An 18,756-nucleotide genomic window follows, 5' to 3' on the forward strand; every position below is an offset into this window, starting at 1 on the left:
CTACTTAGTAATCTTCCCAGCTTTTAACTCAGCACTCAATCTTTTTAGCTTATAAACTTTATCAATAGCTTCATACATTCCACTTGAATGGACAGATACGGTACGATTTTCCTCTGTTCTAAAAATAAAGCTACCTGGTAATCCTTGAATATTTCCATCGAAAGCTAAACCAACAATCTCACCATTTTTATTTATTACAGGGCTACCGGAGTTTCCACCAATAATATCGTTTGTTGATACAAAGTTAAATGGTGTTGATAAATCTAATCCAACTGGAGGAGTTGCCCATTTTTCTGGTAATGTCCAAGGAAAAACTTTTCCCTGTCCGATATATCGATCATACATTCCATAAAAAGTTGTAAAAGGCTGTGCATAAGTTCCGTTGTAAGGAAATCCTTCAACAACTCCATCAGCCAATCTTAAAGTAAAAGTTGCATCTGGTGGAATGGATGTTCCGTATACTTTAAACAATGCAACACCAAGCTGCTGAGAATAAGAGGATTCAACATCAACTAAGTCTTTAATTTTTTTAGAATACTCGTCTGCTCTTTCTGTTGAGTTCATCATAAAATAAATAAATGGATCTTCACCTTTTAATACTTCGTCTGGCCCTTCTTTTAGTAAAGCCTTAACATCATCAAGATTAGTTACTTTTGAGTTTGATAAAACATATTCAACAGCTTCTTTTCCCTGCTTGCCGCCCGTAAATTTCTTTACCAAAGGATCATCCTCACCTAAATACATATATAATGCATCAATCTTTTTTTCTAATAATAGATTATTCATTTCACTGTTAAAATCTTCAGGGAAAAGTGACGCTAACGTATTATCAAGTTCATCGCCAACATATAGTTCATCTCTTTCACTTTCAGGTAATTTAAGATTTTCTGCAATCGCAATTACTTCATCAGCTATAAAGAAATATTTAGGAGTAGCTAATCTGTTCATACTTAGAGCAAAATTTTTATTTGAGATTTCACTTAATTGAATCCGCGAATCAGAAATTTTATCCCACAAATGGCCATACTTTCCTTTTAATTCAGGATCAGCATTAACTGATGCCCGAAAAGTTTTTTCAAAATCCTTTTTTCTCTGCATTAGGATTGGATTTCTTAATCCTTCAAGTATTCCACCAATAGCTTTTTTAGAATTTTCAAAACTAAAAATCATATCCTCAAGCTGCATCTTTTTACTTGGATCTTTTCTCAATATTTCAGAATAAATTTCTGATAGATTGCTTAATAATTCCACTGTTCTTGGATATTGAATATCTCGTGCATATTCTAATTGTGCAACGGTATTTAGCCTATCTGTGTTTCCTGGGTTTCCAACAACAAAAACTGGCTCACCAACTGCAGCACCGTTTTGACTCCATTTAAAATAGTTTTCTGTTTTTAATGGATTTCCATTTTCGTCATAAACTCTAAAAAAACTGCAATCTAAATTATATCTTGGGTAAGTAAAGTTATCAGGATCGCCGCCAAAAAATCCCATCTGATCTTCCGGGGCCAAAACCAATCTTACATCTGTATATCTTTTATAACCATAAAGTGAAAATTTACCACCATTGTATAGTGGTGTTATTGCAACTTCAAGACCTGTTGCGGCAGATTCTCTTTCTTCAATTTTTGAAATAATTTCATTTTCTAATTTTGATTTTTCTTCATCATTTGTGCTTTTATTAATTGCATCAATAACTTCATCAGTTACATCTTCAAACAAAACTAATTGATCAACATACAATCCAGGGACAGGTCTTTCATCTTGCAAAGTTTGAGAGATAAAACCAGTTTCGTGCAGATCTTCACCCTCTTTTGTAACCTGAGTTAAACTTTGCCTTGCACAATGATGATTTGTCATCACCAATCCATCAGCAGAAACAAATGAGGCAGAACAGTAATTTGCAAAACGAAGTGCGGACATTCTAACATGTTCAAACCAAGCCTCATCTGGTTGAAAATTGTAAGCCTGCCTAAAATAATCCATTGGCGGATATTCAAAAGTCCACATTTTTCCACTATCAAATTGCCCAGCTTTAATAGTATCAAGATTCATCCACTCTGTAGATTGAGCAGAAACCTGTATTGATGAAAACAAACTAAACAGAATTACAAAAAGAGCAATTCCCTTAGAAATGTTTCCTAACCGAAATTTCATAACTACACCTTATAATGATTAAAATAATATTAGATAAAAAACGATAGCAAAATTAAATATAAAATCCTTTTATGCACCTATCGAAGGATAAACGGTTACATAAAAGGATAAACTGCCAAACGCACCAAAATGGTGTATTAAAATCAGCTATAAAAATTTGCACAAAACTAAATGTAAGAATCTGGCTGATATAAAGGTTCAATTTCCCACTCATCTTCAATAGTTCCGATGCAATGAGAACATTTTGGAACCGAAAAAACAACCTTTTCTTCGTTAGGTGCAGCTCTCACAAAATTTAATACCGTTCTACAACTTGCACACTGAACGATATGTGAAGTGTGAATTTTTCTGCTGCAATCAGGACAAATGAACCCTAAATCACCTGGATTTTCTTCCGGATGGACTAAAAAAATCGAGTTACATTTTGTATGATTACATTTAGCGAAGTGCCACTTAATAGTATCAGTATTTGCGATAACTATCTCCATAAAATTTGTTGTACGAATGTAAGTAGTGTTTAACAAAAAGTCCATTGAAAAATGAGTACCTTTCAAAAAAATATTTTATCGATCAATGCACATTTTTCTTTAAATTGCGACCAAAATTAGACCTCATTTATATATAAAAAAACACTTTTATTTTTCAAGGATTATTCTTTCATTTATTATTAAGGAAACTTTATGGAAAAACTAAACAGTTTTAAAGCTTATGACATTAGAGGGAAAGTACCATCAGAACTAAATACCGATTTAGCTTATAAGATTGGAAGAGCATTTGCAAAACACGTAACGGCAAACAAAGTTGTGGTTGGCTATGACATACGAAAATCATCTTTAATGATTAGCGAAGCATTGATAAACGGTCTAACAGATGCAGGCTGTGATGTAGTAAATATTGGATTATGTGGCACAGAAATGATTTACTTTTCAACACCATACTTAAATGCTGATGGTGGAATAATGATTACAGCAAGCCACAATCCACCGGAATATAATGGAATGAAGTTCGTTAAGAGAGATTCTGTCCCTGTTGGATATGATTCAGGTTTAAATGTTGTTGAAGAAATAATTTTAAAAAATGATTTGGGTAAGACAAGTACAAAAAAAGGAACTGTTGAAAAAATTGATCTGATGGAAGCCTTTATAAATAATCTATCTAAATTCTATGATCCTAAAAAAATCAATCCATTTAAAGTTGTAGTAAATGCTGGGAATGGTTGTGCAGGATTATCGCTTGATGCAATTGAATCAAAACTTCCGGTAAAGATGATAAAAATTTTTAACGAACCGGATTCAGATTTTCCGAATGGAGTTCCTAATCCGCTTCTTATCGAAAATAGAAAACCAACGATTGACGCAGTTCTAAAAAATAATGCAAATCTTGGTGTAGCCTGGGATGGAGATTACGATCGTTGTTTTTTCTTTGATGAGAAAGGAAGTTTTATTGAAGGCTATTACATTGTAGGGTTACTTGCAAAATCAATTCTTAAAAAATTTCCCGGTGAAAGAATAGTTCACGATCCAAGGTTAGTTTGGAATACCCTTGATGTTGTTGGAAAGAGTAACGGTGTAGCAGTTGAATCCAAGAGCGGCCATGCATTTATCAAACAAAAAATGCGCGAAGTAAATTCAATTTACGGCGGAGAGATGTCAGCTCATCATTACTTTAGAGATAATGCTTATTCAGATAGTGGGATGATTCCGTTCTTATTAATTATGCAATTAATGTCTGAAGAAGACAAAACATTAAGTGATCTTGTTGAAGAAATGATTGCAAATTTTCCTTGCTCAGGAGAAATAAATTCCACAATCGCTGATCCTTCCGGGAAAATAAAAGAAATTGAAAAACTATATACCGGTGGTAAAGTAGAAAGAACCGATGGTTTAAGTGTTGAATTTGATGAGTGGAGATTTAATTTAAGAATGTCTAATACCGAACCAATAATTCGTTTGAATGTTGAAAGTAAAGGAGATGTTTTATTGATGGAAGAGAAAACCAAAGAGTTGTTGGATATAATAAGAGCATAATAAAATGTTTTATTGGCGCAATTAGTTTTGCTAATTGCGCCTAAATATCATAATGAAAAATAATATAACCTATCAAATTTGGTTTTTTTTCTCTTTAATTTCATTAACATTCATTGGTATCTATTCATTTAAACTTCCTTTTCATGGGGATGAAAGACACATTGTTGAAACAATAAGATTGTTTGCAGACAATTTTAACTTCAGTACTATCAAAGATTATCCGGAAGTTACTCCGCCTTTTTTTTACATTTTTTATTCTCTTTGGGCAAAATTATTTAATAGCTCTATCGAGAGTTTAAGATTACTAACTTTGATAATTTCATTCATAACGTGGCAGCTTCTTTTCTATTTAATCAAATTGTTTATCAAAAATGATATCCACGTTTTTCTTCTTTCACTTCTTATAGTTATAAATCCATATTTCTTTGGAACAAGTGTTTTTGTTTTTACTGATATATTAACAATTATGTTGTCGCTTGCAGCCGTTATATCCTTTGCAAAAGATAAAATTATTTATTTTGTAATTTTTAGTGCGCTTGCAATACTTTGCAGACAGTATGCTGGTATCATTCCAATTGCAGTTTTACTCTACTCTTCGTTTTATTATGTAAATGATAAATCTACAAGTAGAAAATTTATTTTTGGTTCTTTTTTAACTTTCATCCCACTAATTATATTATTTGGAATATGGGAAAACATTTCACCAGCGAGCGGAATAGAAAAATGGATCGTTCCAAATTCATCTTTATATAACCTTGATTATATAAACACTTACATAACTTTTTCCGTTATCTATATTTTACCTTTAGCTATTATATTTTTCAAGAAGATAAAGTTTAATTATACAAGTCTATTAATCGCGTTTGTATTGACAATCTTATTATCTTTTTTCCCTGTTAAAACTTCTTTAGCAACTTTAGAGTTTACAGATTACAAAACGGTTGGAATTATGCATCAAACGCTTGCAGATTTTTTTGGATTAGAAAGTTTAGGAATAAAAATAATTCTGTGGGTTTTTCTTTTTGTTGGATGTTATATAAATACTGAGCTTTTAAAAAGATTTTATTCGCAAATAAAATCGAGATTATTTGATAAAGAAATAATATTTACTTTTCTCTGGATCCTTTTCCTAATAATAATGCCTTTTTCATACCAGGTTTGGGAAAAGTATTTAACTATGATTATTCCCTTTTTAGTTATTTGTATCTACTGCCTTATATTCCCAATTGAACAAGATTTAAACATTTAACTACAACTTCACTTCAACTTTAAATGGTACTTTAATTTTTTCCCACTCAAGCCTAATAACCGCGGAAGTATTTGAGGCTTTGTTTATTGTGTAAGATAACCATTCCTGCCAAACCGCTTTTTCAGTTTTTACTTTAACTCTAAGTACGTCTTCGGATTCGTTATACTCAAACGCTCCCCACTGATCTGCAACTTTATTAAAAATTAATGTCCAATCCTTAACTCCTGGAATTGCAAAAAAACTGTATGAACCTTTTTTTAACTTTTTTCCTTCAATAGAAACATCAGTTGAGAAAATTATTTTAGTAGCTTCATTTGCACCTGCGCGCCAAACTGCATCATAAGGAACAAGTTTGCCCCAAATAGTTCTACCTTTTACTCCAGGTCTGCTATAAACAATTCGAACATCTGTAAAGCCCACTGTTTGCATTACCTCTGCTTTAGGGCTTATGCGTATTTCTTCCTTTTTATTTTGTGCATTGGTTGAAACTATAAGAGAAAGAAATAAAAACATCGACAAAAGTGCTATGCTGTATAACCGATTCATAATTCTAACCTAATTTTTTTATTTAAAGATATTCAAATTTTTTGTAATTCCTCAACTACTTTATCAATCTCATGATGGGTATTATAAAAATGTGGTGCAAACCTTATAAAACCCTCGCGGAGTGAACAGATTATTTTCCTTTGCTCGAATACTTCAAATATTCGTTCTGCACCTTTTGTTTTGATAGTTACTATACCAGCTAATTCTTCATCTGTGCGATTAACTAAAACACAATCTATTCCAATACTCTTTAGTTTATTAATAAAATATTTTGTGTTTGATAAAATTTCATTTTCAATTTTATCATAACCAAAATCTTCAAATAGTTTTAGAGATGTATTGAATGCATATATCCCATAGGAATTTAAAGTTCCACCTTGAAAAACATTTGCAGATGTTTTGAGATCCATTTTGTAATCTAAAAGATTCCATGCATTTTCAACAGAAAGCCAACCTACATTTGCCGGAATCATTTTCTTTTGAAAATCTTCATCAACATAAATAAATGCCAAGCCCTGCATACCCAATAACCATTTTTGTGTTCCGCAAGAAAGAAAATCTATTTTGGATTTTTTCACATCTATCCGCATGGCGCCAATACCTTGAATGCCATCCACATTAAAAATAATATTATTTGCCCTGCAATAATTTCCAATTTTTTCTAAATCAATTTTATATCCGGAAAGAAATTGAACAAAACTTACAGAAATCAATCTTGTTTCTGGTTTAATAGCTCTAATAATTTGCTCAGCAGTTACAATTCCATTTTCAGATTTGACAAAATCGATTTTAACACCCAATCTTTTTAGATTTAGAAATGGATAAACGTTTGCGGGAAACTCAACATCGTTTAGCAGTATTCTATCCCCTTTTTTCCAATCAATACTTTGAGCAAGTGTGTTCAATCCATTGGATGTATTATCGATAAATGCTATTCGATCAACGCTACAATTAATTAGTTCTGATAATAATATTTTTGTTTCATCAAGTACTTTAAGAAAAGAAGTGTAATCATCCATTTTGGTTTCACTTTTTTCTACTAATAGATTTGATAAACGGTTTACCACAAGTGAGGAGATTGGACCAGTTGAGGCGTGATTGAAATAAACAATTTCGTTCTGCAGATAAGGGAAAATATTACGCACTTCTGTTTTATTCATCTTTGAAATTCGCTCATAGTTTAATTAGTTTTCAATACAAAAATAAGAATGAATTTTATCTCCTCCACTATCAACTAATTGCAGGTAAATAATGGCGATTCTAAAACCCCTTAAACATAAAGAACTGAAACCAGAAGAACTACGATGGAAATGCGATCCAACAATATTTGAGTTTGAATCTACTGAAGATATTGACCCCATTGAAGGGATAATTGGCCAGGAGCGTGCGTTAAAAGCAATCAGAATGGGTGTGGATTTACGCAGCCCTGGATACAACATTTACATTGCTGGATTATCAGGTTCAGGAAAAGCTACTACTGTAAAAAAAATGTTAGAAAAAATTAGTACTGATTGTCCCAGGCTTTATGATTATGCCTATGTAAATAATTTTAAGGATCCTGATCAACCACTGCTTATCAAATTCCATAAAGGCCAGGCCAAAGAATTTAAGCAAGATCTTAATTCAGCTATTGAAGTTTTAAAACAAAGGATTCCCATTGCACTTGAAAGTGAACTTTATCTATCCCGAAAAAAAAATATTGTTGAGGAGTACAATCAAAAAGAACAAGAGTTGATGGAAGCTTTTGATAAGGAGTTGAGAATAAAAGGATTTTCTTTAGGACAAATTAAAGTTGGGGAACAGATTAGACCTGATATTATTCCTTTAATTGATAATCAACCAATTCCTGTTTTTCAATTAGAAGAACTTATAAAACAAAAAAAATTAACCAAAGAGGATGCACAGAAAATTATTCTTGACTACAACGAGCAGCAACCAAAGCTACAAATCGTTTTTAAAAAAGGATTAAAGATCAGCCAAGAGTTTCAGGAAAAACTACAGAAGCTTGAAAAAGAAAGCGCAGAGGTTATAGTTCGCGGCATATTTGAGGGATTAAAAGAAAAATATAATTCTAATTCTGCTCTAGAACACCTAACCATAGTTGAAGAAAATATTTTAGACAATGTTCAAATATTTAAAGGTATAAAATCAGAAGGAGAAATTACGCAGGAAGGATTAATAATAGATTATTTTCGAGAATATGATTTGAATATAATTCTTGATAATACCGAAACAAATGAATGCCCTGTTATTGTAGAAACTAATCCAACATACACAAACTTATTTGGTACGATAGAAAAAGTTAGCGATGGCAAAGGAAACTGGTACAGCGATTTTACAAATATTAAAGCGGGATCGATGTTGCGTGCAAACGGTGGATATTTAGTTTTAAACGTAATGCACTTGTTTGAAGAACCCGGTGTATGGAAATCTTTAAAACGCATACTTACATACAGCAAGTTAGAAATACAGGAATCTCCACATCAGTTTTCAATGTCATCATCATCACTAAAACCACAACCAATTGATATAGATACAAAGGTTATTTTGATTGGTAGTCAAATGATATACGCATATTTAAGTGAACGTGAGTATGATTTTAAGAAAATGTTTAAAGTAAAAGCTGATTTTGATTATGAAATTGTTAGAAGTGATAGTGTTATTAAAGAATATGTCCAGGTTATCAAAAAATTAATCAAACAAGAAAAACTGAAAGAGTTTGATAAATCAGCGATTGCACAACTTTTAGAAATTAGTGCAATAATGGCAGGTAGACAGAGCAAACTAACATTACGCTTTTCTCAAATTGCAGACATCGCTCGCGAGGCAAGTTTTTGGGCCTCGGATGATGGTTTTAATATTGTATCTGCCGCACATGTGGAAAAGGCATACCAGTTTGCACGTGAAAGACATGGAATGCTTGAAGATAAAGTAACTGAAATGTTTGAGAATAAAACTTTCTTGATTGATACGGATGGAGAAAGAGTTGGACAAATAAATGCCTTAGCAGTTTACAATGCAGATTTTTATTCGTTCGGAAGACCAACAAGAATTACAGCAACTGTTTCTTTAGGAAGCGGCACCATAATTAACGTAGAGCGCGAAGCAGGAATGAGTGGTAGACACTACAACAAAGGTGTACTAATTATTTCCGGATATTTCAGAGAAACTTTTGGACAAGATCAACCATTATCATTTAATGCTAATCTTGTGTTTGAACAATCTTACGGAATGGTTGATGGAGACAGCGCTTCGTGTACAGAGATATTTGCACTACTTTCCACATTATCAGGATTACCAATCAAGCAATCATTAGCCGTTACAGGCTCGTTAAATCAAAAAGGTGATGTTCAACCAATTGGTGGAGTTAATGAAAAGATAGAAGGCTTTTTTGATATTTGTAAGTTGAATGGATTTACAGGAAATCAAGGTGTTATTATTCCAATCCAAAATGTTAAAGATCTTATGCTGCGCGAAGATGTGATAGCCGCTGTACGAAAAGGTGTTTTTCATATTTATCCAATAACGCGCGTGGAAGAAGGAATTGAAATTCTTACAGGTATAAAAGCTGGAACTAAAACTGAAAAAGGTTATGAAGAAGGTTCTGTTTTTTATAAAGTAGAAAATAAGATAAAAGAGTTATATGCTAAATCGCGTTCAATAAAAGTCAATAATTCGGAAGAACTAATAAGGAAGAAATCCACCAATATCAAAAAGAAACCAACAACAAAAAAAAGTGAGAATAATAATCCACGGAAAAGAATTAAATAATGGATGCAATATCGCAAACTAATGCAAAGACTAAAATACTTGCTACTCTCGGTCCAGCAACCCAAGATGTTAATGCAATAAGACAATTAATTTTAGCAGGAATTGATGGGGTAAGATTAAACTTGTCACATGGATCGTATGATTTTTTTGAAGAAACTTTTAATTCGGTTCACATCGCCTGCTTAGAAGAGAACACGCCTCTTGCTGTTCTTGTTGATGTTCAAGGTCCAAAAATAAGAATTGGAGAATTAGAACAGCCAAGTGTAGAATTAATAACTGGAAATTTCATTGAAATTACGATAGCTGACATCAAAGGGAATGAAAAAATTATTTCTACATCTTACAAGCAATTAATTGGCGATGCTCAAATCGAAGATCAGATCTTGATTAATGATGGCTTGATACGCCTAAAAGTAAAAACTAAAAAAGAAAAATCACTAGTTTGTGAAATCATAAATGGTGGAACTTTAACACCTAAAAAAGGAATGAATCTTCCAGGAATGAATTTATCTACTCCTTCAATAACTGAAAAAGATTTTAAAGACCTGGAATTTGTGATTAAACATCGTGTTGACTATATCGCATTATCATTTGTTAGAAGCGCAAATGACGTGGTTGAACTAAAAAAATGGCTGGCTGAAAAAGGAAAAAACATTCCCGTAATTGCAAAAATTGAAAAGAAGGAAGCCGTTGATAACCTTTTTGAAATAATTTTAGCCGCCGATGGAATAATGGTTGCCAGAGGAGATTTAGGTGTTGAGCTACCCCCACAAGAAGTACCTGTGCTGCAAAAATCAATTATTCGGCAGTGCAATGCGATGGGTAAACTTGTAATAACGGCAACACAAATGTTAGAGTCGATGATTAACTCACCGGTTCCAACACGCGCAGAGGCTTCGGATGTTGCTAACGCGGTATGGGATGGAACTGACGTTGTGATGTTAAGTGCTGAAACTTCCGTGGGAAAATTTCCGTTTCACACAGTTCAAATTATGAACGATATTATTAAGAATGCAGAACAGCACGATGAAGACAGAGTCAACAATTATTTTATTTCTCCAGATAGTCTTCAGGAAAAACTTTTTGATTCAGTCGGTAAAGCGATTGTTGAAATAAGTAAACAAATTAATGCTCAGGCAATTGTTGTTTTTACTTTTGAGGGACGAACCGCTAGAATAATTTCTAAGTATAAGCCGGAATCAAAAATTATCGCAATATCAAATAGTTTTGAAACAATGAATAATCTTTGTTTACGATGGGGTGTTACATCAGTTTACAGAGAAAAAATTGATAAAGAACACCTGGCAATTGATGACGCTAAAGAATTAATACTTAATTCCGGACTTGCTAAAAAAGGTGATCTTGTTATCTTTACGGCTGGTGCACCCTATTCAGAAAAAAGCAGAGCAAATTGGCTAAGATTTGAAGTATTATAGCAACAATGATTAAAAACGAAATGAAAGAAGCCCTATGGTGGCACAATATTGATCGGAATAAAATTTTGTGTACCCTGTGCCCGCGCTATTGTGAAATTGGCCAAGGCCAATCAGGTTTCTGTTACATTCGTCAAAACATCGATGGGGAATTATTTACTTTAGGATATGGTAAGCCGACAGGATTTGTAATTGATCCCATAGAGAAAAAGCCCTTAAATCATTTTCTTCCTTCCTCAAAAATTTTAAGCTTCGGGACTGCTGGATGCAATTTAGGATGTAAGTTTTGTCAGAATTGGTCAATTAGTAAAGCGAAGCTAGATGAAATAAGCTCTTTAACTGCGTCACCAGAAGATGTAGTTATGCTTGCAAAAAAATATTCAACTCCATCAATTGCTTTTACTTATAATGATCCAACAATATTTGGTGAATATGTGATTGATATTTCACAACTTGCGAAGGAAGAAAATATTAAATCAGTTATGGTAACAGCTGGTTACATCGATAAAGATGCACGCAAAGATGTTTATAGATTTATTGATGCTGCTAATGTTGATTTAAAGGGATTTACAGAAAGGTTTTATTTTAAGAATACAATTTCGCACTTGGCAGATGTTTTGGATACATTGATATGGCTTAAGAATGAAACGAATGTTTGGATGGAGATAACAACACTACTAATACCAGATGAGAATGATTCTGATGAAGAAATAAAAAATGAGTGCAATTGGATTCTAAATAATCTTGGAGAAAATGTCCCATTACATTTTACTGCATTTCATCCTGATTTTAAAATGATAAATAAAACACCCACACCACACTCAACATTATTACGAGCAAAAGATATCGCAACTAAAATGGGAATCAACTATTGCTATGTTGGAAATGTAAATGATATAAAAAATCAATCTACATACTGCGCAAAATGCGGAAGTTTATCAATCGAAAGAAATTGGCATGAAACAAAAATCGTTAATTTGGAAAATGATAAGTGTATAAAATGCGGGAATAAATTGCCCGGAATATATTCATAATTTTTAAGTAGGATACAATATGTTAAATCTTGAAAATAAGACTGTATTTATAACAGGTGCTTCATCTGGAATTGGAAAATCTTGTGCTATTGAGTTTGCAAAACTAAAAGCAAATCTAATATTATCAGCGCGAAGATTAGATAGATTGAAAATTCTAGCTGATGATCTTGAAAAGGAATATCAAATAAAAGTAAAAAGTCTTGAAGTTGATGTGCGAAAGTTTGAAGATGTACAAAATAAATTTGAATCATTAGAATCGGAATGGAAGCAAATTGATATTCTTGTTAACAATGCAGGTTTAGCACGAGGTTTCGAGAAAGTTTATGAGGGAAACCTTTCTGATTGGGATGAAATGATCGATACAAATTTAAAAGGATTACTAAATGTAACTCGTGTGGTCTCACCAATAATGGTGGAAAAACAAAGCGGACATATTATAAATATCGGATCAACTGCCGGGCACGAAGTTTATACATACGGCAATGTTTATTCAGCTACTAAATTTGCAGTTAAATCTTTAACACAATCTTTTCGGTTAGATCTGCTTGATAAAGGTATAAAGGTTAGCAGTGTTGATCCAGGGATGGTACAAACAGAGTTTAGTAAAGTAAGATTTTCTGGGGATGAACAAAGAGCCGAACAAGTTTATAAAGGTCTCACGCCGCTTTCACCAAATGATGTTGCTGAAGCAGTTGTATTTTGTGCAACACGTCCAAAAAATGTAAATATTAATGAAGTGATACTCACTCCAATTCAACAAGCTTCATCAACACAAGTTTACAGAAAATAAAGAAAGGAGGATTTTTTTCCTCCTTTTCCTCCAGGTAAAAAACTATCTGAATAAACTTACATCTCCTGCACCCTCTCTTATAATTTCGGGTTCTTCTCCACTTAAATCTACAACGCTTGAAGGTTCAAAACTCATAGAGCTAGAAGCAAGCATCAGATCTATACGAGAATTAAAAATGTTTTTAATTTCAAATGGATCAAATAATGGTTCGCCAAGTCTTGTGGTTGCACTTGTACTTGCAATCGGATTACCTAACTCCTTTACGATTTGCATAGTAACAGAATGATCTGGAACTCTTATTCCAACAGTTTTTCTTTTGCTCCATAATTTTTTAGGTATAACTCTGGCGGCTGGTAAGATAAATGTGTATGGACCGGGTAAAAGATGTTTCATTGTTCGATAAGCGTAATCAGAAACTTTAGCATATTTTGAAATGTCTTTCAAATCAGAGCAGATAAAACTAAACAACTTTGTATCGGTTTCATTTTTTAGAGCAAGAATTTGTTCAATTCCTTCCCTGTTAAATAAATCGCATCCGAGCCCATAATAAGTGTCAGTGGGAAAAATAATGATGCCACCACTCTTCAAGACGTCAACAGCTTTGCTAATAAATCTTATTTGTGGCGTTTGTGGATGTAGCTCGAAAAATTCCATAATTAATTTCGTTTTTCAGATTTCTTAAAATTTAATGCAAAAATAGCCTTTCTAAATACAAAATCAACCTAATTAAGGATAAACTGTTGCCAAACTTAATAATTATTTTTGTAGGGCATTTATAAAAATTTCTATAGATATTCTTTAGTTTTTTAGGATGATTTATATATATTTACTGCTCTAAAATTTGAAATGTATTTATTTTAAGGAGTTATAAAGCTATGGCTAGAAGATGCCAAGTAACAGGTGTAAGTCCGGTAGCCGGAAATCACATATCGCACGCACACAATCATACAAAGACTAGATTTTTACCAAACCTTCAGAAAAAAAGAATTTGGGTTCAAGAATTAAATAGATTTGTTACTATTAAACTTACAACGAGTGCGATAAAAACTATAAGTAAAAAAGGCACGGCACATATTGCAAAACTTGTAAGTGATAAAAAAATTAAAGTTAGATAGGCTAGCTAAAAAGATTAGGTATAAAAAAAGGGAATCCGATTGGATTCCCTTTTTAATTTTAAACAAATTTATTATTACTCTCGAACAACCCATACTTTAATTTTAGCATTAACACTCTGGTGGATTTTTACACTTACACCATAAATGCCAAGAGCCTTAATTGGTTCTTCAATTTCAACTTTTCTTTTGTCTATATCATGACCCTTTTCCTTAAGTGCATCTGCAATCATTTGTGTTGTTACGGTTCCAAAGATTTTATCCTCTTCACCAACTTGAACAGGTATTGTTACCGATACTGTTTCAAGTTCAGCAGCAAGAGTTTCAGCGGCTTTTAGTTCTTGCAAATTGCGTTTTTCAACTGATTTCTTTTCTTCTTCAAGAGCTCTCATATTGCCTTTCAGTGCAATATAAGCTAACCCTCTAGGTAAAAGAAAGTTTCTTGCATAACCAGCCTTTACATCAACAACTTCGCCTATTTTGCCTAAGGTTTCAAAGTCTTGTCTTAAGATTACTTTCATTTTTTCTCCAGCTATTTTTTAACTATCTAACTGTATCCGAAACATAGGGCAAAAGAGCCATGTGTCTTGCACGTTTAATAGCCACAGCTAATTCACGTTGATACTTTGAACTGGTTCCGGTTATTCTTTTAGGAATAATCTTACCCTGTTCGGTGGTAAATTTCTGTAAAAGTTTTACATCTTTATAATCGATATATTTAATACCGTTTTGAGTAAACCTACAGACTTTTTTTGTTTTAACTTCTTTCTTCATTTCCATTACCTGATTGTTTTATTAAACTTGATTCTTCTTCAGATAAAAACTTATCAAAAGAATCCTCTGTATAATCGATTGAATCATCTACTGCAATGCTAAGATCATCTTCTTCAACTGAACCATTACCATCTGATCCAACCAACCTTTTATTAAGAAATTGGATTCTTCTAGCTTTTATTTCTACTATACTTCTGTTATGTCCATCCTCGGATTTCCAGCTTCGGCTTTGCAATTCACCATCAACAAGAACTGCAGATCCTTTTCTTAGTCTGTCTCGGCAGCTTTCAGCAAGCTTATTCCAAGCAACAACTCCAACATAACAAACATCTTCCTGCCATTGATTTGTACTGTCTTTAAATTTTCTGTTTGAAGCGATAGAAAAATTTACTACAGGAGTGCCATTTGTTGTTTCTCTAAAAATTGGATCCTTAGTAAGATTTCCGGCTACAATAACATAATTAATTTCCGGCATTTTCAAATCAGCCATTTATAAACCTCCAAACTAAATCATTTAGTAATTATTTACTTTTCTTCATTATTAGTGTCGGCCGCTTCTTCAGGGGCTTTAACTTCAACAGCTTCTGTTACTATCTCATCTTTGATTGTGGATGAAAGGGTTTTGTTTTTATCAAGCTGCTCAATTGCATCATTATTAAGTTTAAGGGTAACATATCGTAAGATTTGTTCATCTAGCGAATATATTCTTTCCAACTTTGCAACGATATCACTTGGGGCTTCAAATCTGTAAATGGCGTAATAACCAATTTTACTTTTCTCAACCGGATAGGCAAGACGTTTGCGTCCCCAGTTATCAAGTTCGCGTATCTGTCCGCCATTGTTAGTTATAACGTCATTAATTCTGGTAAGAATTGAGTCGATTTGCTGATCATCTAACGCAGCATTTATCAGAACGGCACTTTCATAAATACCTGTTCTCATTTGTATATCACCTCCCTATGGGCATTAAGACCCTTACTATTCAAACGAATGTAAGAGCAGGGTTATTAAATATGTATTAAAAAGCGTCCAAAATTACCTAATTAAAGGTGCAATTACAAGCGCAACCACTGACATTAATTTGAGTAAAATATTAAGTGATGGACCTGATGTATCTTTAAATGGATCACCAACTGTATCGCCAACAACAGCAGCTTTATGAGCATCGGAGCCTTTATAATACATTTGTCCGTTAATCTCAATTCCTTCTTCAAACATTTTTTTAGCGTTATCCCAAGCACCACCTGCATTTGCCTGAAATATTGCCATTAATACTCCAGAAACAGTAACACCAGCAATAAGACCGCCAAGCATCTCTTTATCCCCAAGAAAACCAACTAAAATTGGTATAACAACCGCCAAAAGACCGGGCAGCACCATTTGTTTAATTGCTGAATTAGTTGAAATTTCAACACATTTACCATATTCGGCTTTTCCTTCTGCTTCCTCAAATATTCCAATATCTTCTTTAGACCATTTTGAATGCTCAACTCCATCATTTTTTTTCATCACGCCAAGTGCAGCCTTTAATTGCGGAATTGTATTGAACTGTCTTCTAACTTCTTCAATCATCGCCATTGCGGCTTTTCCAACCGCTTGCATTGCAAGTGCAGAAAATAAAAATGGTATCATAGCACCCATCAACAATCCGGACATAACAACTGCTTTAGAGATATCTATGGAGGATAATTTGGCTGAGGTCATATAAGCACCAAACAAAGCAAGTGCTGTAAGCGCAGCTGATCCGATAGCAAAACCTTTTCCAATTGCAGCAGTGGTGTTTCCTACTGCGTCTAATTTATCAGTTCTCGATCTGACTTCTTTGGGAAGTTCAGCCATTTCAGCAATTCCACCGGCATTATCAGATATAGGACCATAAGCATCAACCGCAAGTTGAATACCAAGAATTGAAAGCATACCAACAGCAGCTATAGCGATTCCATAAAGTCCACCAAAGTTAAAGGCAACGATAATTGCAAATGCTAATACAATAATAGGTAGGGCGGTAGAAATCATACCAACGCTTAAACCTGCAATGATGTTAGTCGCAGCACCTGTAACAGACTGTCGGGTTATACTAATTACAGGACCTTTTCCACTACCTGTATAATATTCAGTAATCATTCCGATCATTGCCCCGGAGATAATTCCAACAACAGTTGCGATAAATATTCCGGTTGACGTATAAAAATTTCCTTTAACCGGATCTGCCCATTGATATAATGGGTCTTGAAAATACCAGTTTTCGGGCAACAACCATTTTATGATAAACCAGGATGCAGCTATCATTAAAACTCCTGCAACAATGTTTCCGGTATTAAGAGCTTTTTGAGGATCGCCACCTTCTTTTACTTTAACAAAGAAGGTTCCTATAATTGATGCAATAATTCCCACACTCGCGAGAACTAATGGTAAAAGAACAGCGCCGAGTCCGCTAAACTTTATTCCGAACTCAGGAGTTAAAAAGAATGCGGCACCAAGAACCATAGTTCCAACAATTGATCCAACGTATGATTCAAAAAGATCGGCACCCATTCCAGCAACATCACCAACATTATCACCTACATTATCTGCTATTGTAGCAGGGTTTAAATGATGATCTTCAGGAATACCAGCTTCAACTTTACCAACTAAATCGGCACCAACGTCAGCTGCTTTAGTATAAATTCCACCACCAACACGTGCAAAAAGTGCAATTGAAGAGGCTCCAAAAGAAAATCCTGTTATAATTGTAATTACTTTTGTAAGATTTTCTTGAGTTGACATACCGTACATATCACCATAGATAATCATTAATCCACCAAGCCCTAAAACACCTAATCCAACAACACCTAAACCCATAACGGAACCACCGGCGAAAGCGATTTCTAAAGCTTTACCAATACTTGTTCTTGCAGCCTGAGTTGTTCTAACATTTGCTTTAGTAGCAACTCGCATTCCTATAAATCCTGCGAGTGCCGAGCAAAATGCACCAACCACAAAGGATAAACCCACAAGAGGAGATGAATCAGCTGAGTTTGCGCCGCTATAAGCTAACAGAATAGCAACAACAATTACAAAAAAGATTAATACTTTGTACTCAGCTTTTAAGAATGCCATTGCACCTTCGGCTATATGTCCGGCAATAATTTGCATTTTTTCATTTCCAGCATCTTGTTTAGATATCCATCTTGAACGCCAAAAAGTATAAATTAATGCAACTACACCAAAAAGTGGAATGACATGAAATATTAAATCCATTATGCTCTCCTCAAATCGAGTTTATTCTGATTCTTTATTTAATTTATCTAGATTTTTTAATCGGCTGAAGGCACTAAGCATTTTATTGTATCCGTCCGAAATAAAACTTTCTACAAGTATTGTGCTTATTTCAAAGGATTTTTTAAGTTGCATAAGATCATTTTCATCAAAGTCAGATAAAACATAGGATGCAAGATTTCCTGATTCAAAATCATTACCTATCCCTATTCTTAGTCTAGAAAAATCATTGTTATTAAGATGATAAATAATTGAACTTAAACCGTTATGTCCGCCATCTCCGCCAGATCTTCTAATTCGAATATCAGATAGATTTAAGCTGATATCATCAACAATGACCAAAATTTTAGTAACATCAATTTTATAATGGTTAATACAATCTAAAACTGCTAAACCACTATTATTTACATAGGTATCCGGCTTTATTAAAACGAATGGGAAACCTGAAAATTCCCCTTCTGCAAAATGATACTCGAATTTTGAAGCTTTGTAAGACAACAATTTTTTGCTACAAAAATAGTCAAGGAACTGGAACCCAACATTATGCCTGTTATTTTTATAACGGCTACCCGGATTTCCAATTCCAACAATTACATGCACTTAAA

Annotated in this window: 18 protein-coding genes; 7 read left to right on the forward strand and 11 right to left on the reverse strand. The window is 33.5% G+C overall.

Annotated features, from left to right (window positions below; genetic code table 11):
• Both IPJ23_09865 and IPJ23_09870 read right to left on the reverse strand, forming a co-directional pair.
• On the reverse strand, positions 1 to 2,157 hold the full coding sequence (locus tag IPJ23_09865; GenBank protein ID MBK7630981.1) for a S46 family peptidase: 2,157 nt from the start codon (positions 2,155 to 2,157) through the stop codon (positions 1 to 3).
• A gap of 167 nt (positions 2,158 to 2,324) precedes the next feature.
• Positions 2,325 to 2,690, reverse strand: a complete 366-nt coding sequence (locus tag IPJ23_09870; GenBank protein ID MBK7630982.1) for a hypothetical protein — start codon at positions 2,688 to 2,690, stop codon at positions 2,325 to 2,327.
• Positions 2,691 to 2,837: 147 nt separating this feature from the next.
• Here IPJ23_09870 and IPJ23_09875 point away from each other — a divergent pair, with 147 nt between their 5' ends.
• The gene (locus tag IPJ23_09875; GenBank protein ID MBK7630983.1) at positions 2,838 to 4,184 is read left to right on the forward strand and encodes a phosphomannomutase; all 1,347 of its coding nucleotides are present in this window, start codon (positions 2,838 to 2,840) and stop codon (positions 4,182 to 4,184) included.
• 52 nt (positions 4,185 to 4,236) lie between these two features.
• Entirely contained in the window at positions 4,237 to 5,433 is a 1,197-nt protein-coding gene (locus tag IPJ23_09880; protein ID MBK7630984.1) for a glycosyltransferase family 39 protein, read from the forward strand.
• Here IPJ23_09880 and IPJ23_09885 read toward each other — a convergent pair whose 3' ends face one another.
• Both IPJ23_09885 and IPJ23_09890 read right to left on the reverse strand, forming a co-directional pair.
• Positions 5,434 to 5,979, reverse strand: a complete 546-nt coding sequence (locus tag IPJ23_09885) for a DUF2911 domain-containing protein (protein ID MBK7630985.1) — start codon at positions 5,977 to 5,979, stop codon at positions 5,434 to 5,436.
• Between the two features lie 32 nt (positions 5,980 to 6,011).
• Entirely contained in the window at positions 6,012 to 7,139 is a 1,128-nt protein-coding gene (locus IPJ23_09890) for an aminotransferase class V-fold PLP-dependent enzyme (protein ID MBK7630986.1), read from the reverse strand.
• A 91-nt stretch (positions 7,140 to 7,230) separates the two neighbouring features.
• On the opposite strand from IPJ23_09890, the gene IPJ23_09895 reads away from it, so the two are divergent.
• The 4 genes from IPJ23_09895 to IPJ23_09910 are packed head-to-tail and all read left to right on the forward strand — an operon-like array spanning position 7,231 to position 13,007.
• Positions 7,231 to 9,750 carry an AAA family ATPase gene (locus IPJ23_09895; protein ID MBK7630987.1) on the forward strand — a complete coding sequence of 840 codons (2,520 nt, stop codon included), beginning with the start codon at positions 7,231 to 7,233 and terminating at the stop codon, positions 9,748 to 9,750.
• A complete protein-coding gene (gene pyk / locus IPJ23_09900) occupies positions 9,750 to 11,186 on the forward strand; it encodes a pyruvate kinase (protein ID MBK7630988.1) in 1,437 nt (478 codons plus the stop codon). The genes IPJ23_09895 and pyk overlap by 1 nt, the downstream gene beginning before the upstream one ends.
• Before the next feature lie 5 nt (positions 11,187 to 11,191).
• On the forward strand, positions 11,192 to 12,217 hold the full coding sequence (gene amrS / locus IPJ23_09905) for an AmmeMemoRadiSam system radical SAM enzyme (GenBank protein ID MBK7630989.1): 1,026 nt from the start codon (positions 11,192 to 11,194) through the stop codon (positions 12,215 to 12,217).
• A 19-nt stretch (positions 12,218 to 12,236) separates the two neighbouring features.
• The gene (locus IPJ23_09910) at positions 12,237 to 13,007 is read left to right on the forward strand and encodes an SDR family NAD(P)-dependent oxidoreductase (protein ID MBK7630990.1); all 771 of its coding nucleotides are present in this window, start codon (positions 12,237 to 12,239) and stop codon (positions 13,005 to 13,007) included.
• A gap of 42 nt (positions 13,008 to 13,049) precedes the next feature.
• Here the strand turns inward: IPJ23_09910 and IPJ23_09915 are convergent, their stop codons facing one another.
• Positions 13,050 to 13,661 (reverse strand): threonylcarbamoyl-AMP synthase, encoded by a 612-nt coding sequence (locus tag IPJ23_09915; protein MBK7630991.1) that lies wholly within the window; start codon positions 13,659 to 13,661, stop codon positions 13,050 to 13,052.
• A 221-nt stretch (positions 13,662 to 13,882) separates the two neighbouring features.
• On the opposite strand from IPJ23_09915, the gene rpmB reads away from it, so the two are divergent.
• Positions 13,883 to 14,122, forward strand: a complete 240-nt coding sequence (rpmB, locus tag IPJ23_09920) for a 50S ribosomal protein L28 (GenBank protein ID MBK7630992.1) — start codon at positions 13,883 to 13,885, stop codon at positions 14,120 to 14,122.
• A 74-nt stretch (positions 14,123 to 14,196) separates the two neighbouring features.
• Here rpmB and IPJ23_09925 read toward each other — a convergent pair whose 3' ends face one another.
• The 6 genes from IPJ23_09925 to IPJ23_09950 form a co-directional block, all read right to left on the reverse strand.
• Positions 14,197 to 14,640 carry a 50S ribosomal protein L9 gene (locus IPJ23_09925; protein MBK7630993.1) on the reverse strand — a complete coding sequence of 148 codons (444 nt, stop codon included), beginning with the start codon at positions 14,638 to 14,640 and terminating at the stop codon, positions 14,197 to 14,199.
• 22 nt (positions 14,641 to 14,662) lie between these two features.
• Positions 14,663 to 14,893 carry a 30S ribosomal protein S18 gene (locus IPJ23_09930; protein ID MBK7630994.1) on the reverse strand — a complete coding sequence of 77 codons (231 nt, stop codon included), beginning with the start codon at positions 14,891 to 14,893 and terminating at the stop codon, positions 14,663 to 14,665.
• Complete coding sequence (locus IPJ23_09935) at positions 14,877 to 15,383, reverse strand: single-stranded DNA-binding protein (protein MBK7630995.1); 507 nt, start codon at positions 15,381 to 15,383, stop codon at positions 14,877 to 14,879. Before IPJ23_09935 ends, IPJ23_09930 begins: the two co-directional genes overlap by 17 nt.
• A gap of 35 nt (positions 15,384 to 15,418) precedes the next feature.
• Positions 15,419 to 15,835 (reverse strand): 30S ribosomal protein S6, encoded by a 417-nt coding sequence (gene rpsF / locus IPJ23_09940; GenBank protein ID MBK7630996.1) that lies wholly within the window; start codon positions 15,833 to 15,835, stop codon positions 15,419 to 15,421.
• A gap of 93 nt (positions 15,836 to 15,928) precedes the next feature.
• On the reverse strand, positions 15,929 to 18,133 hold the full coding sequence (locus tag IPJ23_09945; protein MBK7630997.1) for a sodium-translocating pyrophosphatase: 2,205 nt from the start codon (positions 18,131 to 18,133) through the stop codon (positions 15,929 to 15,931).
• A gap of 21 nt (positions 18,134 to 18,154) precedes the next feature.
• Positions 18,155 to 18,751: an aminoacyl-tRNA hydrolase gene (locus IPJ23_09950; protein MBK7630998.1), complete on the reverse strand. Its 597-nt coding sequence runs from the start codon at positions 18,749 to 18,751 to the stop codon at positions 18,155 to 18,157.
• Positions 18,752 to 18,756 lie beyond the last annotated feature (5 nt).

This window comes from Ignavibacteriales bacterium (assembly GCA_016709765.1).
Classification (GTDB): Bacteria; Bacteroidota; Ignavibacteria; order Ignavibacteriales; family Ignavibacteriaceae; genus IGN3.